The organism is Hymenobacter actinosclerus (assembly GCF_900111515.1).
Taxonomy (GTDB): Bacteria; Bacteroidota; Bacteroidia; order Cytophagales; family Hymenobacteraceae; genus Hymenobacter; species Hymenobacter actinosclerus.
On the sequence record NZ_FOHS01000003.1, the window covers coordinates 701,440 to 725,732 of the forward strand.

The following is a 24,293-nucleotide window of genomic DNA, read 5'->3' on the forward strand; positions in this document are numbered from 1 at the left end:
CTGAAGGTGGAAAGTGCGGCAGCTGCGGAAATGGCAATAACACCGCTGTTGCGGCCCATTACCCAATTTCTCACATTCCGCGCCTTAAAATCTAGTGCCCCAAAAAGTGCTGGGGCGGAATGCGCACTACCAGGTCGGAGGTGCCGCCCTGCACCACGCACTGGCAGGCCAGGCGCGAGTTGATGCGCGGGTTCTCGGCCCGGTCGATGAAGTCTTCCTCGGCGTCGGAAATTTCGGGCAGGTCGTTCTCGCCCTGCTCAATATACACGTGGCAGGTGCTGCACCCGCACACGCCGCCGCAGTTGTGCTGCAACTGAATGTTGTTGTTGAGGGCCACATCCAGCACCGATTCGCCCTCGGCGGCCACGTGCGTCTGGTCGGGCTGGCCGTCCTGGAAGGTAAACGTAATATTGATGGCTTTCACGGCGAAAGGCTAGGTACACAAGGCAAAAACGAAGGGGCAAAGGTACGGACGTACCCCCCCGAATCAAAGCCGCAAACCACTCCCATTGTTTGCCGGCGCCGGGGCCGCCCCGGCCGTGGCCCGAATACTGGCCGTAAGCTGCTGGTAAAGCTGCTGCCAGCGCGGCCGGTCGGCCAGCGCGGCTTCGTGGCGGGCGAGCGTGGCGGCATCGTGGCGCACGGCCGGGCCGGTCTGGGCCGCGAAGGGCGGCTGGGCCAGAGCCTTGTCGAGGGTTTCGCGGATGAGCGGGTGCAGCAGCTCCCAGGGCAGCCCGGCTCCTTCGAGCAGCTCGCGCCCAATGCCCAGCAGGTGGTTGGGGAAGTTGCTGACCCACACGGCCGCTACGTGCAGCTGCAGCCGCCGGGCCGAGTCCAGCTCGCGCACATCGGCGCTCAGCGAGGCGGCCAGCTGGTGCAGCGTAACCAGGGCCGTGGCATCGGTGGCTTCCAGGCACAGCGGCACGGTACCCCAATCAATAGCGCGACCTGGCCCGAAGGTCTGGAGCGGGTAGAACACGCCGCCGCGCAGCTGCTCTTTGTAGGGGGCAAACACCGACAGCGGCAGCGCCCCGGCCGTGTGTGCCACCAGCGCTCCGGCCGGAAAGCGGGCCGCCGCCAGCACCTCGGGCACCACCGCGTCGGGCAGCGTGAGCAGGTATACGTCGGCCGCGGGCAGCTGCTGCAGGCCGGGGGCCACGGCAACCGGGGCCGGCAGCCGGGCCGCCAGCGCCGCCCCCGATTCGGGGCTGCGGCTCCAGAGGCCTACCACCTGGTGGCCGGCGGCGGCCAGGGCCGGAGCCAGGTGCGCGGCCACCCGGCCGGCACCAAGCAGCACTATACGCAGAGGGTTGAAGGACATTGAATTCATCGGCTCAAAACCGCCTGTTTATTAGCGCCAATCATGATTAATTGAAATGTTCGCATAAAAATGATATAAAAATTAGCAGTTTATTCGGCATATTGCCGTCGCAAATACCATCTGTTCTACGGACAGGGTAATTGCTTACTTTCTGCTTACTTCACTCTTTCACACTTTTTCGTCTCTTTCCATGACAAAAATCTACACTACGGGTCGTACAACCAAGGCCTGGCGCAAGCTGGCCCTGTTGGGCCTGCTGGGGCTGGCTACCGGAGCCGCCCACGCCCAGAACCTGAACTATAATACGTTCGGGGCAAGCAATACGCCCGGCACTTATACTGACCTCGGAGCCTCGGCCACTGTTATTGCCACGCCCAACACCGATGACGCTAACTCGGCCGCAACGCCCATTGGCTTCTCCTTTAACTTTAACGGGCAGGCATTCACCGATTTCGTGCTGAACACCAACGGCTACCTGGCCCTGGGCACCACGGCTCCGTCGGCACCTTACTTCCCAACCTCCTCGACTACTACCACCAGCGGACCGCTGAACGATGCGGCGCAGACAAACCTGCTGCTGCCGTTCAACACCGACCTGGAAAGTGCCGCGGCCGGCCCGGCCGTTTACAGCTACCAGCTCAGCGGTACGGCTCCCAACCGCATCTGCACCATTCAGTGGAAAGGTGTAAGCGACAAATCGGCGGCCACGCCGGCCAAGCAGTACGCTTCGCTCGATTTCCAAGTGAAGCTGTACGAAACCAGCAACCGCGTTGAGTTCGTGTACAACACGGCCACTGCTTCCGCCAACGCCGACGCCTTCAAGTCGGCGGTGGTGGGATTGAAGGGCGTGGGGGCGGCCGCCAACCAGGTGCTGCTGGCCTCCAAGGGCTCAACGGCGGCCTGGGCTACTACCACCTTTATTTCCACTACCTACTTAGCAGGAAGCGCGACGGGCGTAAATGCGCACAACTTCCGCCAGAGCGTTGGCCCCGATGCCGGCCGCACCTACCGCTTTAATGCCATTCAGGAAAAGGACATTGCCGTGCAGCAGGTATACGCGCTCAGCAAGTTGCCTATTCCTTACGGAACGCCGGAAACCATTAGAGCTTATGTCCGAAATACGGGTACTACCGCCCAGAACAACGTCACTTTTACTCTGAAGGTAACTGGTGCCAACACCTTTACCACCGCAGTTACAATTGCTAGTATCCCGGTTGATATAGCGGGCATTGTAAGCTTTGCCCCTTTTACACCTACGAATGAGGGCACTAATACCATGACGGTTACGGTCACCGAAGACGGTAACAATTTCAACAATTCTGCCTCTACCACCCAGTTGGTAAATAAGACCACCTATGCCTACGCTCAGCCCGATGCTACAACCACGGGAAGCCTTGGCGTTAATGCAGGCGGAATTATGGGCAACAAATACACCACTTCCGCTCCGCGGACAGTTACGGGCGTAACAGTTCGCCTCTCTGATGTTAAGTCGGTGGGCAATACAGTGTATGGGGTAGTACTCGATGGCAATGGAAGCATTATTGCCCGCTCACCCGATTACAAGGTTTTAGCCGCTGATATTGATAAGGACAAGACTTTTGTTGTGAATGGTCCAGTTGCGCCGGGCAGCTTTATCGTCGGCTTGGCTCAGACTCCTGGCGCCGCTAACTACTTCCCGGTTGGTCTTCAAGGCTCCGAGAAACCAACTCGCACAGAGGCTTACTACGTCATCAGCTCGCTGACGGGAGGCACTCCAGCGGACGTGTCTGAGAGCAATTACGGTGCGTTCATGATTGATGCCATTACGGATGTTCCGCCAACCTGCCTTCCTCCAACCGACATCACCATCACTAACCTGCAACCGAATTCGGCTGTGATTACGCTCACGGGCGGCTCGGCTAACGGTACAGGTTACACCATCATTTATGGCCCGAAAGGTTTCGATCCAGCCGTTTCGGGCACCACGGTAACTGTTACGGCTTCACCCTATACACTTAGCAATCTGCTACCCAGCACTAACTATGAGTTCTACATCCGGACAATTTGCTCGGCCTCGGACCAAAGCTCGCTGGTAGGTCCGCGTAGCTTCTTTACTCCCTGCGTACCGCCTATTGTTAGCACGTTCCCCTACACTGAGAACTTCGATGGGGTAGCTGCCGGGGCCCTGCCCTGCGGCGTGGCCGTAGCGGATATCAATGCGGACGCCAAGACCTGGAGTGTTGTAACGACCGGCACGCCGGCTTCGGCTCCGAACCACATGCGCTACGCCTACAGCGCTGATAATGCTGCCGACGACTGGTTCTTCACGCCGGCGCTGTTCCTGCGGGCCGGCACCTCGTATCAGCTTACATTCAAGTACAAGGCTGCAGGAGCGACCTTTGCCGAGGGCCTGGAGGTGAAGTACGGTAACGCTACCACGCCGGCAGCTCAATCCAACCTGTTGTGGCGCAACATTGCTATCGTCAATACTGCTTACGCCACTACGGCGGCTGGCAACGACGATGGGCAGGTGAAAGCTATTACGCCAACCACCAGCGGCAACTACTACATCGGCTTCCACGCTATCAGCGCGAAAAACAAATTCAACCTCTACGTCGATGATATCAGCGTGACGGCCACGGCCATCACCGCCTCTTCGTCGGCGCTGCAGCAGGCCATCAACCTCTACCCCAACCCTACGGCCGGCAACCTCACGGTTGATGTGCGTGGTGCCAACGCCAAGAACGGTCTGCAGGTAGAAGTAACCAACATGCTGGGTCAGCGCGTGCACACCGAAACCGTGCGCGACAACGCCACCAAAACCATCGACCTCTCGAAGCTGGCCAACGGCATGTACACCGTGAAGGTGCGCAACGGCGCCGAGTACATGGTTCGTACCATCTCGGTGCAGAAGTAATTCGGCCCGGAAATAGTACCCGAAAAGGGGCAGCCAGCTGGCTGCCCCTTTTTTTGTGCCCTCTACCCCATCCGGCTATCCGGGCGCCTGCCGGGCTTGGGCTCCATAAAGTCAACCCTGACTTCTCAGCAGGTCAGGCTTCGGTTTCAGGGGCAGCATGCAGGCGCCCAGAAGTCGCTTTGGCTTTCTAACGCTACCTATACCAACTGGCTAAACCCTGGCTGGCACAACATGCAGTGCACTTCGTACCGGTTCCGGCAGGTAACTGCTGTTGGATACCCTTCAGCCGACGGCAGACTGGCCGGGACTTTCGCACGCAAGGCATTATGCAAAACGCCCCCGACGCAGCAGCATCGGGGGCGTTTTATATGTAACCTCAGGCCGGATTTAGGCTACTGCCTGGGGTTTGGGCTGCGGGATTACCGGGCGGGGCTTGGTGCCGGCTTCGGGAGCAGGTACGGCCGGGGCCTCGGTTTCGCGGCGGCGCTTGTAGATGGCCATGCCAAAGCCGACGGCCATGAGCAGCGTACCGCTCCAGAGCAGGTTAATGAAAGGCTTCTCCACGGCTTTCAGGATGATGTAGTCCTTCTGGGTCGTGCTCACGCCGAACGTGAACTTACCCTGCTGCGGATCTACGTTGAGGAAGCTCAGGCGCAGGCCCAGGTCCTCCACCTCGTCGGGCATACGGCCGATGAGGCGGTTGCGCACCGCAAACACGGGGTGCACGTGGTACTGCTTCTTCTCGCCCGACACCAGGAAGTCGCCCTGAATGGCCAGGTCGTCCTTGGTCAGGCCCAGGCCGGCCGTCTGCTTGGCCGGCTCGACGCCGCGGAACACGGCGAAGTAGTCGTTGAGGAAAATGGTGTCGCCGATGCTGAGCACGTGCTCCTTCACCTCACTCCAGTCCTTCTCCTTATCAATGGGCGGCACGGCGCTGATGTGCGAGTAGATGTCGTGGTCGAGGAACACCTTGATGTCGGGCGAGGCCAGCAGGCCGCCCATCTGCTCGTTTACCTGCGCGCGGGGGTAGAGCGTGAATTTGTCCTTGGTCTCGCGGTTCTCGTACTCGACGCGGTAGTAGGTGTTTTCGGGCAGGATTTCGAGCGTATCGCCGGCCTTGTAGTACACCTTGTCGCCACGCTTGATGTCAGCGCGGGCCAGGGCCTTGTACTCGTCGTCGGTGCGGTAGAGCTGCTGCTTATCCACGTAGCCGGGCACGCCGGGCACGTCGAAGTACTGGCCGGTGTAGCGCACGTCATAGGGCCCCATGCGCGAGGGGTCGTTGCGCCACAGCAGTACGTTGTCCTGGTTGGTGGTCTGGTCGAACTCGCGCGAGTAGAGCAGGCCCGAGGTGTTCTGGCTGATGATGTTGGAGTAGCCCGACGAGGCCAGAATACCCAGCAGCATCAGGGCAATGCCCATGTGGGCTACGCCGCCACCCGAGAGGCTCACCTTGCGCCGCAGCAGCGTGAACACCATGCTCAGGTTGGCCAGCACCCCAAACAGGGCCGTGGTCAGGAGCACGATGTAGGTCAACTCCATCTTCTTGCCGTTGTACTGCACCAGCAGAATAACGAGGGCCGAGCCGAGCAGCGCCAGCATGGCGGGCACCGTGAGGGTGCTGCTGAGCGAGGCCCGGTCGTTTTTCTGCCACCACATGATCTGGGCCAGGCCCGAGCAGAACGCCACGCCCACACCCAGCCAAAGCTGGAACTTGGTGTAGTGCGCAATCTGGTCGGCGGGCAGGGCCAGGTTGGATTTGATGCCGATGAAGCCCAAAAAGGCGTTGTATACCGGAATGCTGGTGGTAAACAGCACCTGGAACGCGCCCAGGCACAGCACTGTAGCGCCCACAAACACCCACAGCTCGGCGTTATACGTGGTCAGCTCTTTCTCCGAAATCGGAATCTTTTTCCAGCGCCACACCAGCAGCGCCACGCTCAGCACCACGAAGGCCGCCAGGTAGATAATCAGCTGGCCCGAAAGGCCCAGGTCGGTGAACGAGTGGACCGAGGCGTTGCCCAGCACGCCCGAGCGGGTGAGGAAGGTAGCGTAGAGAATGAGCAGGAAGGTGGCAATAACCAGCACAAACGAGGTGCGCAAAGCCATTTTGCTGCGCTGCCACAGTACCAGCCCATGCAGCGAGGCCACCAGCACCAGCCACGGAATGTACACGGCATTTTCCACCGGGTCCCAGTTCCAGTAGCCGCCGAAGTTGAGGGTTTCGTAGGCCCAGTAGGCGCCCATCATTATGCCCACGCCCAGAATCAAACCGCCCCACAGGCTCCAGCGAATGGCCGGACGTACCCAGCGGGTGAACTCGCCCTTCCAGAGGCCGGCTACGGCGTAGGCGAAGGGTACCAGCGTGAGGGCAAAGCCCAGGAACAGCGTGGGCGGGTGAATCACCATCCAGTAGTTCTGCAGCAGGGCGTTCAGGCCGGTGCCGTCGGTAGGCACGAAGTTGGGGTTGGTCTGCCACACGGGTAGGTCGGGCATGAAGTCGCGCAGCAGGATAAACGGCGAGGAGCCGATTTTGAGGTCGCCCAGCACCACGCCCAGAATCATGGAGGTGAGGAAGAGCTGCACACCGGCGAAAATGGCCATCACCGGGGCTTCCCAGCGCTTGGCCGAACGCAGCAGAATCAGGCCCAGGCATACGTGCCAGAAGATCCAGAGCAGGAAACTACCCTCCTGCCCTTCCCAGAAACAGGAAATCATGTAGTACACCGGCAGGTGGTTGCTGCTGTGGCTCCAGGCGTAGTAATACTCGTAGCGGTGGCCGTGAATGATGCCGAACAGGCACACAATCACGGAAATCACGGCGACCGAGTGCACGATAAACGCGCCGCGGCCCAGCTTCATCCAGCCGGCGTCGGTGTCGCCGAGGGTGCGGCCCCGGGCGGCCATGTAGTAGGAATACGCCGCCACCGTGGCCGCCACAAACGCCAGAATAACACTTAAGTGCCCGACGTCGCCGATGAGAGTGTTCAGCATGTTTACTGCGTTGAAAAAGCGAAAATCAGTCTGTTAGAATAGCTACCAGTCTGACTGAAAGTTGTTTTTGAGGAAGCTGCCAAGCGAAAAGCAACGGCGGGCAACGGGTTATCTGGTGAGGCTGAAAAGGTTACCGGACCGGGTGTTGGCGGCGCATCTTGCGGGCCCGCTTCTCCCACTGCAACTGCTGCCGGACTTCCGGGCGCGGGCCCTGGCGGGTTGGCGGCGAGGTAGCCGTAGCGAGCTGGCTGAAGCTGTACCACTGCTGCTGCACCAGCACCGGCGGACCCGTTGTGGCTTCGGCTACTACCTGGTACAGGTAGCGGCCGGGCGCGGCCAGCGTGTCGGTAAATGCATAGTTGAAAGCGGCCCCGCCGTAGGTGGTGCGGGCTACCGGTACCGCAGCGCGGCGGGCAGCGCGGGTTTCGGCGGCCTCGCGGCGCCACACCTGGAACTGCGGCACCGAACCCAGCGAATCGTCGAGCTGCCAGTGCAACGTAACCAGGCGGCTGGTTTGCGGCTCGGCAGGCGGCGGCAGGTTCAGGGCCGGTAGTCCCTGGGGGCTGGTGCTCACCGTGAGGTTGAACTGGCAGAAGTCGCGCAGGTAACCATCGACGTTGAGCAGGTAGGGCTGGCCCGCCTGCAACGAATCCAGGGTCACGAACACGTCGTCCTGCGAGCCGAGAGAAGTGCAGGAGAGCACCCGGTAGGTAGCAGGCTGGCAGGGCGTTCCGGTTAGCACCACCAGCTGCACCCCGCGCACGTCGCGGCACTGCTGCCCGCCGATGTTTACGAAGTAGCGGCCGGCCGTGCGGGGCGTGAACTCAAACCATTGGTCGTTGTGGTATTGAATGCACTTGCCGGTCAGGGTTTCATCTACGCAGCTCCACTGCACGGTGCAGCCGGTCGTACTGGAGTTGGCCGTTTCCTCGACCCGCAGTATCCGGCGCTGGGAAATATCGTCGTTGGCTACCTGGGCTTTGCCAGTCAGCCACTGGCAATTAATGAAGCAGAAGGACAGCACCAGCTTAAGCACACGGGGGCGGAAGCGGGAATCCACCGCATCGGAGCGCCCTGCCGTGTCTGCTTCCTGTTGCATCCGCAATCAACTACTACTTAATAGATGCCGTAGCGCCCTGCACCTCGTTTTCCACGTACTTGGAAGGGCACTTGAGCAGGATTTTGTCGGCCACGAACACGTCGTTGCGCATGGCGCCGGTAATTACCACCTGCTCCGACTTGTCAAAATCCTGGGGCTGGGGGTTGAAATACACGACCCGCTGGGCAATGCGGTTGGTATCCACCAGCGTGAAGGCGAAGTAGTTGGGGTCGAGGGTAGGATTGTACTCCAGGCCCATGATGTTCTTCTGGCCGTCGCGGGGCAGGCGGCCCACCACATGCACCTTGGTCAGGTTGCCATCGGCGGCCCGCTCGCGGGCCTCCTTGAACGAGACGTACACGCTGGCGTCGCCGGCGGTGCTGGTGATAATGGCAATAGCCACGGCAATGATGGCCATGACGAAAATGTGGGCTTTTTTCATGTCGATTAAAACAAGAGGCGGCTCCGGATGGAGTCAGAAGTCAGCTCGGAACAATGATTCGGGCCACAAAGGTCCGCAAAAAGCAATGAAAGTAAGGTGATGCTGAATCCCCTACCGCTCGTCCGCCACTTCCTTTTCCAGACGGCTGAGCTTGCGGTCGAGCGAAATCAGAAACAGCAGCAACCCGGCCAGTACCACCGTGATGACGGCCACCACGACGTAGATTTTACCGCTCTGGCGCAACACCTCGGCCATTTCGGGCTGGTTGCCCGGTGCCTGGGCTACGGCCTGCAGCACCGGCAGCACCAGGGCCAGCAGCAACAGCAGCCCTTTCCGGCCACTCCAATCAGGCGATTTGCTTTTCATATACTTTCAGTTTGAGCACGGAAATGCGGGTGGCTAGCTGGGCCACCCAAAAAGCCAGCAGCGTCCAGCCAATGACGGCCGGATAAAACACAAGACGCATGTCGCTATCCAAGTCGTAGCGGGCAAAGGCGGGGTTGCCACCCGCACCGGGGTGCAGCGAGTCGGTGAGGCGCGGCAGAATGTAGAACAGCGGCATGGCCACGGCGAAGGCAAACACGTTGTAAATGGCCGACACGCGGGCGCGCTGCTGCTCGTCGGTGAACGAGGAGCGCAGCACCAGGTAGGCGCCGTAGATGAGCATGGCCACGGCCGCCCCGTTCAGCTTGGGGTCGTTGGTCCACCACGCGCCCCAGGTAAAGCGCGCCCAGATGCTGCCCGTCATCAGCCCCACGCAGCCCATCAGAATGCCCGTGCGGGCCGCTTCGTGGGCCTTGATATCGAGCTCGGGCGTGGGCGCGCGCAGGTAGCGCACCGAATAGTACACCGAGGCCACCAGAATGGCCGTCATGCCGAACCACATGGGCACGTGGAAGTACAGGTTGCGGATGCTCTCGTTGAGAATGGCCAGCCGCGGCACCGGCATAAGCAGGCCCGCCACCGCCACGTACAGCAACAGCACCACCGTCAGGGCTTTCCACCAGTTTTTCATTGGAGAAGCTAGGAGTTAGAAGCTAGGAGTTAGAAGCTGGGAAAAGCGCTTAAGTCCTGCTCTTGCGTGAGGTAGATACATAACAATTTCAGTTCTCAAAAGTCGACGTAGTTCGGAAAATACAGAGGCCATTCCAGCTCCTACCTTCTCAAAATCAGCTTCGCCACAGAAAGGGAAACAGCAGGTACGACACGGCCCCGACGATGAGGTTGAGGGCCAGCAGGGTAAGCAGGGAGTTGCGACTGGCTTCGAATTCGAGGCCATCGAGGGCGTTTTTGGATACTTTGATGAGCAGCAGCAGCATGGGCACCATGAGCGGGAAGCCCAGCACGGCCATCAGGGTGCTGCTGTTGGTGGCCTTGGCGGCAATGCCAGCCACCAGCGTAAGGGTGCCGGCAAAGCCCACGGCCCCCAGCAGCACGTTGCCCACAAACAGCGGCACGTTCTGCACCGGGTTACCCAGCACCACCGAGTAAAGCGTGAAGGCCACCAGCGCTAGGCCCACGAGCAGCAGAGCGTTGTAGGCAATTTTGGCCAGAATCACGGCCTGGGGCCGTACTACGGTGTAGTAGTAAAGCATGCGGCCCCGGCTTTCCTGCAGAAAGCCCTTGGCTACGGCGTTGATGGCGGAGAACAGGAGCACAATCCAGAACAGCGCGTTCCAGGCCGGGGCGGGCAGCTGGCCGCCGCGCGATGAGAAGCTGAGGTAGCACACGAACACCGTGCTGCTCACGTAGAGCAGCATACCGTTCAGCGCTGCCCGCTGCCGCCATTCCAGGCGGAAGTCTTTCTGCATCAACACCCAGATTTCACTTAGCAGCGCCACGGCAACTCGGCTGGTTCAACGGACCACAAAGATACAACCCAACCCCCGGACTATCGGCCTTCGCCCCCCGATTCCGTCCCGATTGCCCGGCTAAACGCCGAAGGGCCGGTTTATCCCGGAGGAAAACCGACCCTTTAGTGCTCTTTCCGGGCGGCAGCCCTTAAAAATCGTAGCCCAGGGTAACGTAGAGCTTCGGACCGTTGGTGGTGTACTGCTCGCGGCCCCAGGCCACGTCGCCCTTCACGTAGAAGCCCAGCATGGTAGTGCGCAGGCCCGCGCCGTAACCGTAGAGCAGCGGGTTGGTGAAGTTGATAACCGTGGCCGAAAAGCCGCCCTGGTCTTTGGTGCGCGTGTTGTTGGAGTTGTTTACGCTGAACGGGTTGGAGCCCGAGTACGTGGTGCCCATGTCGCCGAAGGCCGTGAGCTGCAGGTTGCGGAAGAAGCCCGACTCGATGGGCCGCCGCGAGAAATACTGCACGATGGGCAGGCGCAGCTCGGTGTTGAAGAGCACGTATTTGCGGCCCACGCGCTTGCTGAAGTTGTAGCCCCGCAGGTTGGTAACGAACTGCTGGTTGAACATCTGGCTGGGGTCGAGCTGGCTGGCCTCCACTGCCGGCTTCCCGTCCTCGGTGATGTAGCGCTGATCGGCGTAATCGTAATTCAGCCAGTTATCCATGCCGCCCAGGCGGAAAAAGGGCGTGGCCTTATCCCCGATATACTGCCCGAAGCTGGCGCGGTTGGCCCAGATGAGCTGGCGGTGCAGCTTCTGGTAGTGGCGCAAATCCACCGTGAGCTTGGTGAAGCCCGTATTGCGGCCGCTCAGGTCGTGCAGCTGGTTGATACCAGCCTTCATGCGCGTACCCTGCAGCATATTGATGCCGGTAATCACCGAGTTATCAAACACCAGCTCGGCCTCGCCGCCCAGGTAATTGGTGTTTACGTCTTCGGCGTTGGCCAGGTCGCTGTAGAGGCGGCGGCTCACGTTCACGAAGCGCGGGCCCAGCCGCAAGCTCAGGTTGTGGGTGAACGGGTAGGCCAGGGTGGGCGCAATTTCGTGGCGGCCGTAGCGCACCCGGCTGTTGTTAGGCGCCAGCTCGGCATCGGGGAAGTAGGCCTGCTTCTGGTATCGGATGCTCCAGTCGTAGCGGTGCTTGAGGTTGGTGTACTCGGCAAAGATGTTGCTCGTGCGCAGGTCGGTCAGGGCGAAGATGCCGGCCTGAATCCGGTGGTCCTCCATCAGGTCCGACATGTTTACCTGCGCCGAAAGGCCCAGGCCCAGCAGCGGGTCGGCCGTAAGCGTCGATACCACATTGTCGATGCTGAACGGGGTGCCGTAGCGGAATGGGCCGGCCAGCGCGGTAGCAGCGGCGGGGGCGGCCTTGGGCAGGGCTACCACCGTCGCGCTCCGCCGCCTGGCCGGCGCCGTAGCCCGCGAGGCCGGAATGTCCTCGTCGAACTCGTAGTCGTTGGGGTTCACGCGGGTATCCGCCGTTTTGTCGGCTGGCTTCGGGGCCGGCGCCGGGGGCGCGGTAGCCGAGTCGGGGGCGGCGGGGGCCATGCCCTGGGCCCGGGCCACGGTGGGGCCGGGCCGGTTGGGAGCCGCTGCTTTGGCCGGCCGCGAGCGGTCTTCCAGAATTTCCTGGCGGGCCGTTTTGTGCAGCTTCAGGCCAGCGGGCAGCGCGTAGCTGGGGTAGAGATAGGCGTTGCTGCGGCCATCGGCCGTGGCGGTGAGGCCCAGCGCGCCGGTGGCGGCGCTGTAGTCGAAATCGTGCACGCCGGCCAGAAAGCTGGTAACGGGCTGGTAGTCGCGGGCGCTGAACGAGTAGCGGTAGATGCTGCGCACCCCGCTTTCCTCGCTCACAAACAGCACCTCGTCGTTGCTCAGGGCCCGGGGGCGGGTTTCATTGGAAATTGTGCTCACTATCACTTCCACCGGCTGCGGGCGGCCGTCGAGGTGGTAGCGGTACAGGTCGTAGTTGTTTACCACCGCGGCAAAGGAGCCGCGGGCCGTACCAGCCGAATCGAGCCAGCGGTTTGAGCTGAACACCAGGCTCTGGCCATCGGGCATGAACACCGGCTCCACGTCGTCGAAAATGTCGTTGGTGAGTCGCTCGGGCACGCGGCTGCCGGCCCGCAGCAGGTACAGGTCGCTCTGGCCCTTATACACCCCGCTAAATACCACCGATTTGCCATCGGCCGAGTAGTTGAGGGCCGTTATCTGCGAGAAGGGCGTGAACATGGAGGTGCGGCGGCCGAAGTGCGGCAGCAGCCCCTTGAGGCGGGCGGCCATGTTGCCCAGGCCGCCGTCGGCTTCGCGCAACTGCAGCACCAGCTGGCCGCGCTGCTCCTCCACCAGGGCCACCTGGCCGTTGCCGCGCCAGGCCAGCAGCGGCAGGCGGGTTTCCACGCGCTGGTCGGGCGTTTTATAGCCGCCACGATGGATAACGTCGCGGCCACGGCCGTTCTGGTTTACCACCAGCACGCGGTAGCGGCCCCGGTCGTTCTGCACGTAGGCCAGGCGCTGGCCGTTGGGGCTGAGCACGGGCTGGCTATAGAGCACATTGCGGCGGTTGCGGCCGGCCAGGCTGTTTTTCTCGTCGAGCTCCTGAAATGGCGTGAGCGGCTGGGCATTCAGCTGGCGGTAGTAAGCCAGCCAGTCTTTCAGAAACACCTTGTAGGGCACATTCAGCGAGGAGCTGATGCCCACTTCCACGTCGCGGGTGATGCGCGTCAGGTTGAGAATGTTCTGGACGCTGGTGTAGCCGTAGCGCTCGGCAATGTAGTTCCACACGCTCTGGCCGGCCAGCTCGGGGTTGCGCAGAAAGAAGGGCGCCGTGCGGTTGCCCTCGTGCTCCTGCACCATGGTGCGCATGTAGTCGTCCATTTCCACGCTCCAGCCCTGGGCCGCGTAGGCCGAGGCCCCGTCGATAAACCAGTCGGGCAACTGCAGCAGGTAGCTGCTCTGGATGACTTCCTTGAGCGAGCCGCCGTACATCATGTCGTTGAGCAGCACCTCGGTAACGCGGCGGCTCAGCTCCTGCTTGAATTCCGTCTGGGTGCCCTGGAAGGCAATCTGCACCTTGGTAGAGCGGGCCAGCGCGGTTTCGCCGCCGCTGGTGTACTTCTCGGGGGCCAGGCCCACGTTGCTCTGCCGCAGGTCGCCCACCGAGTTGAAGAGCATGAGGGTGGTTTTTGAGTACGGATAGTACCCAATCAGCCCCGTGATGCGCTGCAGCTCTTTTTCGGCGTACTCGGCCGCGTGGCGGGCGTTGGCCTCGCCGCCGGCGTAGTAGTACACCGTAAAATTCTGGGTGCTGAACTGCAGCCAGTCGAAGTCTTTATACTGCAGCCGGACCCGTCCGAAGGGCTCCTGGGCGGTTTGGGCCCAGGCGGCGGGGGCGGCCAGCAGCCCGGCCAGCAGCAGCAGCGAACCGGTGGGCCGCGCCAGCCCCGGCCGGAAAAATAAGGAGACGTGCTTCATATCAAAAACCGAGAGCGAGGGACGGGTGGGTCGTAGTGAGCGTATAATATGAGAATGTAATGCTGAGCGGAGCGGAGCCGAAGCACCTTTCCCGCTTGGTTGCCACGCCGGCTTCTGCACCGGGGTTAATGGTACAGCAGCGCTGCTTCTATTCTGCTCAGCATTACACGTTAACAGACTGCTCTTTCACAAAATCAAATTACTTAAATCCGGCTACTTCGCGGCCGGGCCGGCCGGGTACAACGAAAGATACCGCCGGATATTGACTTCGGGCCAGGGCTCTACGTCATTTTCCAGCCACTCGGCCATTACCTGCGCCAGCCGGGGTGCCAGCATCACGCCCTTCGAGCCCATACCATTGAACACGTGCAGCCCCGGTAGGTTGGGGTGCGTGCCCAGCAGCGGTTTCCGGTCGCGCACCGCCGGCCGCACGCCGGCCCGCTGGTCCACCACCCGGAAGGGCAGCGCCGTCAGCTCGGCCAGGCGCTGGCCAAGCTCCTCGCGGGCCTCGGCCGTGATGCCCGCTGCGAAGGGTGGCCAGCGGTAGGTGGCGCCCACTCGCAGCCGGTTGGCCCCCAGGGGCACCACGTAGGCGCCTTTGTTGAGCACCGTATCGGCCGGCAGGCCGGGGCACTCCACCGTCAGCACCTCGCCCTGGTTGGGGGTGAGGGGCAGCCAGCCGAAATACGGGTTCTGAATGGTGGCGGCGCCTTCGCAGCTGATGACGTGCCGGGCCTGCACCCGGCCTGCGTAGGCAAAGCCGCCGGCCGGCCCGGCAACAAGCGCGGCCCAGTCAAAAGTTTCGTGCTGCAGCCAGCCCTGCGCCAGCCCTTCGGCGGTCAGGGCCGTGAGCAGCTCCTCGACCAGCACGAAGCCCCCGCGCCGCACCAGCAGCCCCCCAAACTGGGGGCTCACACCGGGCAGCGGCGGCAGCGCACCGGTCGAAATATCGTCCACGAAATCCAACCAGGGCCGGTCGGCGCTGCGGGCCAGCAGCGCGTTCTGCTCCTGCACCGAGGAAAAGAACTTGGCAATGGGCAGGGCCTGAAAAAACGGCCGGCCCAGCCGCTGCTCCTGGACCTGGTAGAAAGCGGCGGCGGCCGTCAGCAGCTCATCGGCGCGCCAGGCCAGGGCGAAGCGCTTGCCGGCCACGGGGTTCATCAGGCCCGCGGCCACCCGCGAGGCCGAGTCGGGCTGGGGCGTGTCGAGCACGAGCACCGTGCGGCCCCGCCCGCGCAGTTCGGCCGCCAGCGTGGCCCCGGCAATGCCGTAGCCGATAATCAGGTAGTCAACGTGTCGCATTGGGGGCAAGGTACGGGTAAAGTCAAAGAGAAAAGGGCCAAAGTCAAAGTCGCTGTTATAGCAGTACGCCGCTGGTAGCGGGCTTTGGGGCGCTGGCGGCGGCTTTTGGCGGTTTGCGGGCCGGCGTTGGCGTTGGCCCTTTTGCGTTTGACTTTACCGCACCTTTTCTCTTTGACTTTAACTGTAACTTGCCCTTTCAAACCACCCCTCCCCTGCCATGACCGTTGCCGGCTTCACTTTCAACCCGTTTGCCGAAAACACCTACCTGCTCTCCGACGAAACCGGCGAGGCCATTATTGTAGACCCCGGCTGCTACGAGCCGGCCGAGCAACAGGCCCTGCGCCAGTACATCGACGACCACCAGCTGCGGGTAGTGCTGCTGGTGAACACCCACGCCCACATCGACCATGTGCTGGGCAATCAGTTCGTCATCGACACCTATAAGGTGCCCTACCTGCTGCACGAGGCCGATTTTGCCACGCTGCGGGCCGTGCCGAGCTACGCCGCCAACTATGGTTTCCCCGGCTACCAGCCGGCCGAGCCCACCGGCCAGCTGCGGGCCGGCGAAGCCGTACGCTTCGGTAATACCGAGCTGCAGGTGCGCTTCGTACCCGGCCACGCCCCCGGCCACGTGGTGCTGTACCACGCGCCCACCAGCACGGTTATCGGCGGCGACGTGCTGTTTCAGAACAGCATCGGCCGCACCGATTTACCCGGCGGCGACCATGCCACGCTCATTGCCAGCATCAAAAGCCAGCTGCTGCCCCTGCCCGACGACACGGTGGTGTACCCCGGCCACGGCCCCGCCACCACCATTGGCGAGGAGCGCCGCCACAACCCGTTTCTGCAGTAGGGCGCGTTTCCTGCCATCCCGAGCCCGAGCCCAAGCCTAAGCCCCCACGTCTGCCTTGAAAAAGTCAATTCCCAACGCCGTTACCTGCCTGAACCTGTTTTCGGGCTGCCTGGCGCTCTGTTCCATTTTTGCCGGCAACCTCGTAGCCGGGGCTTATTTCGTGGCCCTGGCCGCCCTGTTCGATTTTTTCGACGGGCTGCTGGCCCGGGCTCTGCACGTGTCGTCGCCGATTGGTAAAGACCTGGATTCGCTGGCCGACATGGTGTCGTTTGGCGTGGTGCCGGGCGCGTTTCTATTCGCGCTGCTCACCCAGGCCGGCACCGACCTGCCCGACTGGCTGCCCTACGCGGGCTTTATCGTGACGGTGTTTTCGGCCCTGCGCCTGGCCAAGTTCAACAACGACACCCGCCAGTCCGACTCGTTTATCGGGCTGCCCACGCCGGCTTGCACGCTGGTGGTGGCCTCGCTGCCGCTCATCCTCGAAAACGACCACTTCGCCCTCACGCCCTTCCTGCTCAGCCCCTGGCTGCTGCTGGGCCTGACGGTGCTGCTGTCGGGCCTGCTGGTGGCCGAGTTGCCGCTGTTCGCCCTCAAGTTCAAGACCCTGCGCTGGCAGGACAACAAGGTGCGCTTTATTTTTGCGCTCCTGAGCATCGCGCTGCTGGCCAGCCTGTGGGCCGTGGCCGTGCCGCTGATTGTGCTGCTCTACGTGCTGCTGTCGGTGTTCAGCACCGATAAGGAACCGGTGGCCGCCGCCTGAGCCGGCCCCGGGCAATCCGGGCCCGGAGTTGTTTCGTTTACCAGACAGCAACATTCGCGGCTTACCCGCCGCCCCGGGCGCAATAATTCGCGGCCGGAGCTGTTATCTTTTGGGCTGAACTGTATTACCGGCTGCCCTGTTGGCGCTTCTGGTTCATTTCCCCGACTTTTCTTGCGTTGTGCGTATGCGTTATTCTACGGTCTGGCTGCTGATTACGCTGCTCTTGCTGGGCGCTGCGGCCCCGCGGGCCCGGGCCCAGGCGGGCGAGCAGACGTATCGCGCAAACATCACCTGGACCGGCACCGTGCCCGTGGGCCTGAAGGGCCAGAAACGGCTGGTGCCTTCCTTCCGGGGCGCTGCTTTTGGTACCGAGGAGCAGGTGGGCACGCTGCTGGTGCGGCTGCCCGGCACCGTAGTAGCGGGTCAGCTCAGCGAAGCGCAGTATGAGCCCCTGCTGCCCGCCCAGGCCGGCCAGCTCGATTTAGCGGCCTTGCCGCCCTCGCCGCTCGTGCAGCTGGTGGCCGGCACCGAAGCCCGCCAGCCGGTTACGCTGCTGCGCCTGCAGCCGCTGCGCCGCAACCCCCAAACCGGCCAGGCCGAGCGCCTGGTGCGCTTCGGCTACACGTATAGCCCCGTCGGCAGCCGCCCCGAGGCCATCCGTAGCTACGTCCGCACTTCGGTGCTCAGCCAGGGCGAGTGGTTTAAGATTGGCGTGCCCACGAGCGGTATTTTCAAGCTCGATAAAGCCACGCTCAAAACTATCGGGCTCGAAAACTTCGATCCGGCCCGCCTGCGGCTGTTCGGCAATGCCATGGGCACGCTGCCCCAGCCCAACAGCGCCTACCGCCCCGACGATCTGGTGGAAAATGACATCCAGTTTGTGGGTAACGGCAACGCCACCTTCGACAACGACGAGTACTTCCTGTTTTATGCCCGCGGCCCGCACACCTGGAGCCGCGAGGACCTTACTACCCGCTTCCGCCACCAGCTTAATCCCTACACCGATACGGCCTACTACTTCCTGACGGTGGGCGCCCCGGCCGGCCGCCGCGTGGCTTCTGCCCCGGCCGTAACTGGCACGCCCGGCGCCCGCATCAGCACGTTCACCGACCGGCAGTTCTACGAGCGCGACCTGCTCAACATCCGCAAATCGGGTCGGACCTGGGTGGGTGAGACCTTTGCGATCAACGCTGAACTAAGCTTCACGCTGCCCGTCGCCGACCTGGTGCCGGGCTCCACGGCCCAGATTACCTCGGCCGTGGTGGCCTCGTCGGTCGTGCCGACCGTGTTTCAGCCCAGCATCAACGGGCAGCCGCTGGTCGCCCAGGTGGTGCCGGGCTACAGCTGCACCAGCGGCGAATACTGCTTTGCCGAGGTGGCCAACACCAACCGCAGCATTCTGGCGTACAAGGTGCCGGCCACCTCGCCCGTCGAGCTGAAAGTCACGCTCAGCTACAACAGCAACTACAACGGCAACTTCGACCCCGGCGCGCAGGGCTACCTCGATTACCTCGAAGTGAATGCCCTCCGCCAGCTGCGCCTGACCGGCGGCCTGCTGCAGTTTCGCAGCCTGGAAAACATCCGGCCCGGCGCCATCAGCCAGTTTGAGGTGGGCAACGCCGCCGCCGCCACCATCTGGGACGTGAGCAACCCGCGCCGCCCGGTGGCGGTGCCCGCAGCTGCGGGCACTTTCCTGGCCCGCACCGATACCGTGCGCGAGTTTGTGGCCTTCACGGGGGCCGAGTTTCCGGCGCCCCGCAGCTTCGGTAAAGTGCCCAACCAGAACCTGCACACCCTCAACCTCGATGGCAAGCTGGAACTGCTGATTGTGGCCCACCCCCGCTTTCTGGCCGAAGCCAACAAGCTGGCGGCCCACCGCGCCAGCCACGACGGCCTGAATGTGCAGGTGGTAAACGTGCTGCAGGTGTACAACGAATTCGGCTCGGGCGGCCAGGACGTAACGGCCATCCGCGACCTGATGAAGATGGTGTACGACCGCAACACCAGCGGCCGCCGCCAGTACCTGCTGCTGTTCGGCGATGCCTCCTACGATTACAAGGCCGACCCCACCAACGACCCCAGCAAGCTGCCCGACTGGTGGCGCAGCCGCCAGCCCAGCAACTCCAACCAGACCAACCAGAACTTCGTGCCGGTGTACGAGTCGGAAGAAAGCTTCGACCCGGTGATGGGCAACCGCCCCAATGGCCAGGGCCTCACGTATTCGTCCGATGACTACTATGGCCTGCTCGACGACTCGGAAGGGGCCTGGCTGCCGGGTTCCAGCAACGAGCTGCTCGACGTGGGCGTGGGCCGCCTGCCGGTAAGCACCAGCGAACAGGCCGCGCGCGTAATCCAGAAGCTGATTGACTACGACAGCCCGGCCGGCTACGGCAAGTGGCGCAACCGCCTCACGTTCGTGTCTGACGACGGCGACAACAACCTGTTCGTGTACTATAGCGAGCTGCTGGCTAACCCGCTCGATACACTGGCCGCCACCCGCGCCTACAACGTCTATAAGCTCTATCTGGATCTGTTTCCGCAGGTGCAGCTGGCGTCGGGCGAACGGTCGCCGGCCGCCGAGAAGGCCATCGACGAGGCCTTCGAGCAAGGCTCGCTCCTCATCAACTATATCGGCCACGGCGGCCCCCTCAGTCTGTCTCAGGAGCAGATTATCAGCAAAACGTCCATCAACAACCTGAAGAACGATGACCGGCCCACGTTCATGTTCACCGGCACCTGCGACTTCAGCACCTACGACGACCCCAATCTTACCTCGGCCGGCGAACAGGCGCTGATTGATGTGAAGGGTGGCGCCATCGGCCTGCTCACGACCACCCGCGTGGTGTACGCCGACCGCAACCAGGCCCTGGCCTTCCAGTTTTTCCAGGACTTGTTTCAGCGCCGGCCCGATGGCACCATGCCCCGCATCGGCGACGTCTGCCGCACAGCCAAAAATTTGGCTGTCATCGGCGACAACAACCGCAACTATGCCCTGCTCGGCGACCCCTCGATGCGCCTGGCCTACCCCGAGCAAACCGTGGCCCTCACCGAAATCGATGGCAAGCCGGTAAACGAAACGATGCCCGACACGCTGAAAGCTTTGCAGCAGGTTACGCTGAAAGGGGAAATCCGGCGGGGCGGGCAGCTGAATCCGGCCTTTGCGGGTACGGCCAACGTGCAGGTGTTTGAAAAGCAGGCTACCGTGAAAACGCTTGGCAACGAAGATGTGCCCCAGGATATTCGGCTGCGTGAGAATATCCTCTACGACGGCCCGGCCAGCGTGCAGGACGGAAAATTCAGCCTGCAGTTTGTAGTGCCCAAAGACATCAACTACAGCGTGGGCCTGGGCAAAATCAGCCTGTACGCCGCCGACCCCACCAACCGTACCGATGCCCAGGGCCAGCGCCTGCTGCCCATCGGCGACGTGGCGCCACTGACTTCGCGTGACACTATTGCGCCCCGCATCCGCCTGTTCATGGACAACGAGCAGTTTGTGTCGGGGGGCCTGACGGGGCTCAGCCCCACGCTGCTGGCCGTGCTGCGCGACGCCAGCGGCATCAACACGGCCGGCACCGGCATCGGCCACGACCTCACGCTCACGCTCGACGGCGACGCCAGCAAGGTACTGGTCCTTAATTCGTCGTACACGGCCAAGACCGACAGCTTCCAGGTGGGTCGGGTGCGCTACGAGCTCAAGGACCTCACGCCCGGCCCCCACGAGTTGCGCCTCAAGGCCTGGGACACCTGGAACAACTCGGCCGAGCAGCGCCTCGAATTCATTGCCGCGCCCACCGATAAGCTCGCGCTGCAGCACGTGCTCAACTATCCCAACCCGTTCGCGCAAAGCACCACCTTCCATTTCGACCACAACCGCAGCGGCCAGGACCTCGACGTTCAGGTGCAGATTTTTTCGGTGGCCGGCCGACTGGTGCGCACCCTGCAGGGTACGGCGCTGGGCAGCGGCTCGCACGTGGCCGCCCTCAGCTGGGATGGGCGCGACGAGTACCAGGACCAGCTGGCCCGCGGCGTGTACGTGTACCGCGTAACCGTACGCACCCGCGGGGCCAACGGCACCGATGTTTCCACGGCTTCCAAATACGAGAAGCTGGTACTGCTCAACTAACTTGCTTTCCCGGCTTTTCTCTACTTTTCGCCTTCGCCTCTTTACTCCCCCCTCCTCTATGACCCTGCCCCACTTGTCCCTGCGTTCGGTATTGTTGCCCGGGCTACTGAGCCTGGCCGCCGCCACTGCGCACGCCCAAGACCAGCATACCATCACCACGGCCATTCCCATTCTTACCGTCAGCCCCGATTCGCGCTCCTCGGCGCTGGGCGAAGCGGGCGTGGCCATCAGCCCCGACGCCAACGCCGGCTATTATAACCCCGGCAAGCTGGGCTTTGTGCGCTATCAGCACAGCGCCTCGCTTTCCTACACGCCCTGGTTGGGTACTATCACCAACGACATGGGCTTAGGGTATCTGAGCGGCACTACCAAGCTCAGCGACCGAAGCACACTGTCGGCCAACCTGATGTATTTTGACCTGGGTCAGATTCAGTACCGCAATAATACGGGCGGCCTTCTTAGTGACTTCAACCCTAAGGAATATGCCCTGGCGGTGGGTTACGGCCAGAAGCTGAGCGACAATTTTGGCGTAGGCCTTAATGTGCGCTACATCCGCTCCAACCTCACCGGCAACAGCATTCCCGACTCGCAGCCGGCCAACGCCGTGGCCGTCGATCTGGGTGCTTACTACACCACCGACCTGACCATCGGCGCCGGCGACTACAACCTGTCGTTTGGCGGCGCGGTATCCAACATCGGCAACAAAATCACGTACACCGACCCCAAAAATGCCGACTTTCTGCCTACCAACCTGAAGCTCGGCACGGCCATTACCAAGGAACTCGACCCGTTCAACAAGCTCACCTTTACCTTCGACGCCAACAAGCTGCTCGTGCCCTCGCCTTACTATGAAGACGGCGTGGCATCGAACAATCCGGCAGTAGTTGCCGAGAACGACAAGCGTCGGCGCTATGGTATCGTAAAGGGCATCACCAGCTCGTTCAGCGACGCGCCGGGCGGCTTCAGCGAGGAGCTCAAGGAAATCAACCTCTCGACCGGCCTCGAATACACCTATAACGACTTGCTGATGGTGCGGGCCGGCTACTTCTACGAAAACCCTACCAAGGGCAACCGGCAGTACTTGAGCTTCGGCGCCGGTGTGCGCTACCAGGTTTTCGGGGTTGATGGCACGTACTTAGTACCTAACTCCAAGGCCAACCCGCTGTCGCAAACATTGCGGGTGTCGTTGCACTTTAACTTCAACGAGCTCAGCGAAGCCTTCGGCCCAGCCGACAGCCCGGTTAACTAATTCTTTTCCTTCTTTGTAAAGTTGTCATTCCGAGCCGAGCGAGGAATCCAGCCGAACGCCCTCGAACGTTTCCGTTCGGCGTTTCAGCCCGGATTTCCCGCCCGGCTCGGAATGACAGTTTTCCAGCCCTTCTAATTCATTCAATTTTGATACTTGACCGAACCGTTGCTCCCCCTGTTCAGCCGCTGGCCCGCGTAACGCTGCCCGCGGCTGATGTGCTTTCGCTGCCCAACGGCGCCCGCCTGCACGTGCTTCGCAACGATGCCCAGCCCGTCGTGCGCCTACAGGTGGTTTTCCCGGCCGGTAAGTGGTACGACCCCTCGGCGGGCGTATCGCTGCTGGCGGCGCGCCTGCTGCTCGATGGCACCCGCACCCGCACGGCCCGCCAGATTGCCGATGAAGTAGCCTTCTTCGGGGCCTCGCTGGATTGCGAGCAGGGCTTCGACCGGGCCACGCTCACGCTATACTGCCTCAGCCGTCACCTGCCGCAACTGCTGCCGCTGGTGCAGGACGTGCTCACCAACCCCACCTTCCCCGAAACAGAGCTAGCCCTGGTGAAGACGCGCACCATTCAGAACGTGCGCGTAGAGCGGCAGAAAACCAGCTACCTCGCCTCCGAAAGTTTCTCGCGCCACCTCTTCGGCCCCGGCTACCCCTACGGCGTCACCTTCGATGAAACCGTTTTTCAGGACATCACCTCCGAACAGGTCCGGAGCTTCTACCAGCAACACTACAATTTTGCGGAGGCCGAAATATTCCTGTGCGGTGATGTAGTGGACGAGCAGGTAGCCTTACTAACTGAAATGCTGGGTGCCCCGGCCGGAACCCAGGCGGCTACCGCGGCGTCTACTCCTGCCCCCACTGTTCTGGCCCCTCGCGACTACGTAACAGTAGAGGGAAGTTTGCAGGCTTCGCTACGCATCGGCCGGCTGTGGCCGGCCCTCAGCCATCCGCAAGCCCACGCCCTCCAGGTGCTGGTGAAGGTGCTGGGTGGCTATTTCGGCTCGCGCCTGATGAAGAACATCCGCGAAGACAAAGGCTTTACTTACGGCATCTATTCCAGCGTGCATCCCCGTGAACACGCCACCAGTTTCATGATTGGCTCCGATGTAAACGCTACCAATGCCCCCGCCGCCATCGAGCAGGTGCAACTGGAACTGCGCCGTCTGCAAGAAGAACCGATACCTCTGACGGAGCTGCAAACCGTGAAGAACTACATGAGCGGTAAATTCGCCAATGAGCTCAGCACCGTCTTTGAACAGTGCGACAAATACAAGAATCTGGTGTTCTTCAACCTTCCCGCAAGCTACTATTCCGATTTTGTAGAACAGGTGCAGGCCACCGATGCAGCCACCCTCCAGGAATTAGCACAGGAATACCTTTCACCCGAGAGCATGGTCGAAGTAGTTTCCGGCCCGAAGCAGTAACGGCTCCTTTCCTTAAATGCAATAAGGCCCGCTTCCTCATGGGAGGAAGCGGGCCTTGTGGCGCAGGACCAGCCAGAGCCGGTAGCCCGGTGCCGGTTGGCGCCCCTGCTACCGTTGGCCTGGCCATAAACGCGAGCTGCCCCGCGCATCCTTCTGCCTTGGAAGGCACAGGACGCTGCGGGGCAGCAGGCTTGATAAGGTTGGCGGCGACCGACTCTCCCACCGATGAAGGCAGTACCATAGGCGCTCCGGGGCTTAACGACTCTGTTCGGAATGGGAAGAGGTGAACACCCGGGCTAAAGCCACCATTATCAATTCAGCGTGTTATGCGTGTTCGCACACAACAGCTGTGAAATTCGACATAGAGGCAGAGTGAAAGAAAAAGCAAGCGGTGAGCTTATTTGCTACAGAAGTGTTCGAGCCCTTAGTACCCCTCGGCTATGCCATTTCTGACTGTACACCTGGGGCCTATCAACGTCCTAGTCTCGAACGGCTCTTCAATCGG

At 62.0% G+C, this 24,293-nt stretch carries 16 protein-coding genes and 1 rRNA gene; 6 read left to right on the forward strand and 11 right to left on the reverse strand.

Features of this window, described 5'->3' with window-relative positions:
- Positions 1 to 91 precede the first annotated feature (91 nt).
- Entirely contained in the window at positions 92 to 424 is a 333-nt protein-coding gene (locus BMY67_RS14610) for a 2Fe-2S iron-sulfur cluster-binding protein (protein WP_092772845.1), read from the reverse strand.
- 63 nt (positions 425 to 487) lie between these two features.
- Positions 488 to 1,321: a Rossmann-like and DUF2520 domain-containing protein gene (locus tag BMY67_RS14615; RefSeq protein ID WP_177189840.1), complete on the reverse strand. Its 834-nt coding sequence runs from the start codon at positions 1,319 to 1,321 to the stop codon at positions 488 to 490.
- A gap of 190 nt (positions 1,322 to 1,511) precedes the next feature.
- Here BMY67_RS14615 and BMY67_RS14620 point away from each other — a divergent pair, with 190 nt between their 5' ends.
- Positions 1,512 to 4,217, forward strand: coding sequence for a T9SS type A sorting domain-containing protein (locus BMY67_RS14620; protein WP_092772849.1), 2,706 nt, complete (start codon positions 1,512 to 1,514; stop codon positions 4,215 to 4,217).
- A gap of 387 nt (positions 4,218 to 4,604) precedes the next feature.
- Here the strand turns inward: BMY67_RS14620 and ccsA (BMY67_RS14625) are convergent, their stop codons facing one another.
- From ccsA (BMY67_RS14625) to BMY67_RS14660, 8 genes are all read right to left on the reverse strand, one after another.
- A complete protein-coding gene (gene ccsA, locus BMY67_RS14625) occupies positions 4,605 to 7,211 on the reverse strand; it encodes a cytochrome c biogenesis protein CcsA (protein WP_092772851.1) in 2,607 nt (868 codons plus the stop codon).
- Between the two features lie 130 nt (positions 7,212 to 7,341).
- Positions 7,342 to 8,247: a hypothetical protein gene (locus tag BMY67_RS14630; RefSeq protein WP_177189841.1), complete on the reverse strand. Its 906-nt coding sequence runs from the start codon at positions 8,245 to 8,247 to the stop codon at positions 7,342 to 7,344.
- 76 nt (positions 8,248 to 8,323) lie between these two features.
- The gene (locus BMY67_RS14635) at positions 8,324 to 8,752 is read right to left on the reverse strand and encodes a cytochrome c maturation protein CcmE domain-containing protein (RefSeq protein WP_092772855.1); all 429 of its coding nucleotides are present in this window, start codon (positions 8,750 to 8,752) and stop codon (positions 8,324 to 8,326) included.
- Between the two features lie 111 nt (positions 8,753 to 8,863).
- Positions 8,864 to 9,118: a CcmD family protein gene (locus BMY67_RS14640; protein ID WP_092772857.1), complete on the reverse strand. Its 255-nt coding sequence runs from the start codon at positions 9,116 to 9,118 to the stop codon at positions 8,864 to 8,866.
- Entirely contained in the window at positions 9,099 to 9,767 is a 669-nt protein-coding gene (gene ccsA / locus BMY67_RS14645; RefSeq protein ID WP_092772859.1) for a cytochrome c biogenesis protein CcsA, read from the reverse strand. Before ccsA (BMY67_RS14645) ends, BMY67_RS14640 begins: the two co-directional genes overlap by 20 nt.
- A 154-nt stretch (positions 9,768 to 9,921) precedes the next feature.
- Complete coding sequence (locus BMY67_RS14650; RefSeq protein WP_092772861.1) at positions 9,922 to 10,563, reverse strand: heme exporter protein CcmB; 642 nt, start codon at positions 10,561 to 10,563, stop codon at positions 9,922 to 9,924.
- Between the two features lie 190 nt (positions 10,564 to 10,753).
- The gene (locus BMY67_RS14655; RefSeq protein WP_092772863.1) at positions 10,754 to 14,074 is read right to left on the reverse strand and encodes a PD40 domain-containing protein; all 3,321 of its coding nucleotides are present in this window, start codon (positions 14,072 to 14,074) and stop codon (positions 10,754 to 10,756) included.
- A 213-nt stretch (positions 14,075 to 14,287) separates the two neighbouring features.
- A complete protein-coding gene (locus BMY67_RS14660; RefSeq protein ID WP_092772865.1) occupies positions 14,288 to 15,376 on the reverse strand; it encodes an NAD(P)/FAD-dependent oxidoreductase in 1,089 nt (362 codons plus the stop codon).
- Positions 15,377 to 15,593: 217 nt separating this feature from the next.
- Between BMY67_RS14660 and BMY67_RS14665 the strand changes: the two genes are divergently transcribed.
- The 5 genes from BMY67_RS14665 to BMY67_RS14685 all read left to right on the forward strand — a co-directional run bounded on the left by BMY67_RS14665 (position 15,594) and on the right by BMY67_RS14685 (position 23,788).
- On the forward strand, positions 15,594 to 16,229 hold the full coding sequence (locus BMY67_RS14665; protein WP_092772867.1) for an MBL fold metallo-hydrolase: 636 nt from the start codon (positions 15,594 to 15,596) through the stop codon (positions 16,227 to 16,229).
- A gap of 55 nt (positions 16,230 to 16,284) precedes the next feature.
- Positions 16,285 to 16,989: a CDP-alcohol phosphatidyltransferase family protein gene (locus tag BMY67_RS14670; RefSeq protein ID WP_092772869.1), complete on the forward strand. Its 705-nt coding sequence runs from the start codon at positions 16,285 to 16,287 to the stop codon at positions 16,987 to 16,989.
- 184 nt (positions 16,990 to 17,173) lie between these two features.
- A complete protein-coding gene (porU, locus tag BMY67_RS14675) occupies positions 17,174 to 21,112 on the forward strand; it encodes a type IX secretion system sortase PorU (RefSeq protein ID WP_092772871.1) in 3,939 nt (1,312 codons plus the stop codon).
- Positions 21,113 to 21,170: 58 nt separating this feature from the next.
- Positions 21,171 to 22,361, forward strand: a complete 1,191-nt coding sequence (gene porV / locus BMY67_RS14680; RefSeq protein ID WP_092772873.1) for a type IX secretion system outer membrane channel protein PorV — start codon at positions 21,171 to 21,173, stop codon at positions 22,359 to 22,361.
- 146 nt (positions 22,362 to 22,507) lie between these two features.
- A complete protein-coding gene (locus BMY67_RS14685; protein WP_092772875.1) occupies positions 22,508 to 23,788 on the forward strand; it encodes a M16 family metallopeptidase in 1,281 nt (426 codons plus the stop codon).
- A 198-nt stretch (positions 23,789 to 23,986) separates the two neighbouring features.
- Here BMY67_RS14685 and rrf read toward each other — a convergent pair.
- Positions 23,987 to 24,098 (reverse strand): 5S ribosomal RNA (gene rrf / locus BMY67_RS14690).
- Between the last annotated feature and the right edge of the window lie 195 nt (positions 24,099 to 24,293).

Coding starts and splice junctions, on each gene's coding strand:
- BMY67_RS14635 (WP_092772855.1), bottom strand. CDS start 8,752: ATGAAAAAAGCCCACATTTTCGTCATGGCCATCATTGCCGTGGCTATT.
- porU (WP_092772871.1), top strand. CDS start 17,174: ATGCGTTATTCTACGGTCTGGCTGCTGATTACGCTGCTCTTGCTGGGC.
- ccsA (WP_092772851.1), bottom strand. CDS start 7,211: ATGCTGAACACTCTCATCGGCGACGTCGGGCACTTAAGTGTTATTCTG.
- BMY67_RS14655 (WP_092772863.1), bottom strand. CDS start 14,074: ATGAAGCACGTCTCCTTATTTTTCCGGCCGGGGCTGGCGCGGCCCACC.
- BMY67_RS14620 (WP_092772849.1), top strand. CDS start 1,512: ATGACAAAAATCTACACTACGGGTCGTACAACCAAGGCCTGGCGCAAG.
- porV (WP_092772873.1), top strand. CDS start 21,171: ATGACCCTGCCCCACTTGTCCCTGCGTTCGGTATTGTTGCCCGGGCTA.
- ccsA (WP_092772859.1), bottom strand. CDS start 9,767: ATGAAAAACTGGTGGAAAGCCCTGACGGTGGTGCTGTTGCTGTACGTG.
- BMY67_RS14665 (WP_092772867.1), top strand. CDS start 15,594: ATGACCGTTGCCGGCTTCACTTTCAACCCGTTTGCCGAAAACACCTAC.
- BMY67_RS14640 (WP_092772857.1), bottom strand. CDS start 9,118: ATGAAAAGCAAATCGCCTGATTGGAGTGGCCGGAAAGGGCTGCTGTTG.
- BMY67_RS14660 (WP_092772865.1), bottom strand. CDS start 15,376: ATGCGACACGTTGACTACCTGATTATCGGCTACGGCATTGCCGGGGCC.
- BMY67_RS14615 (WP_177189840.1), bottom strand. CDS start 1,321: ATGTCCTTCAACCCTCTGCGTATAGTGCTGCTTGGTGCCGGCCGGGTG.
- BMY67_RS14650 (WP_092772861.1), bottom strand. CDS start 10,563: ATGCAGAAAGACTTCCGCCTGGAATGGCGGCAGCGGGCAGCGCTGAAC.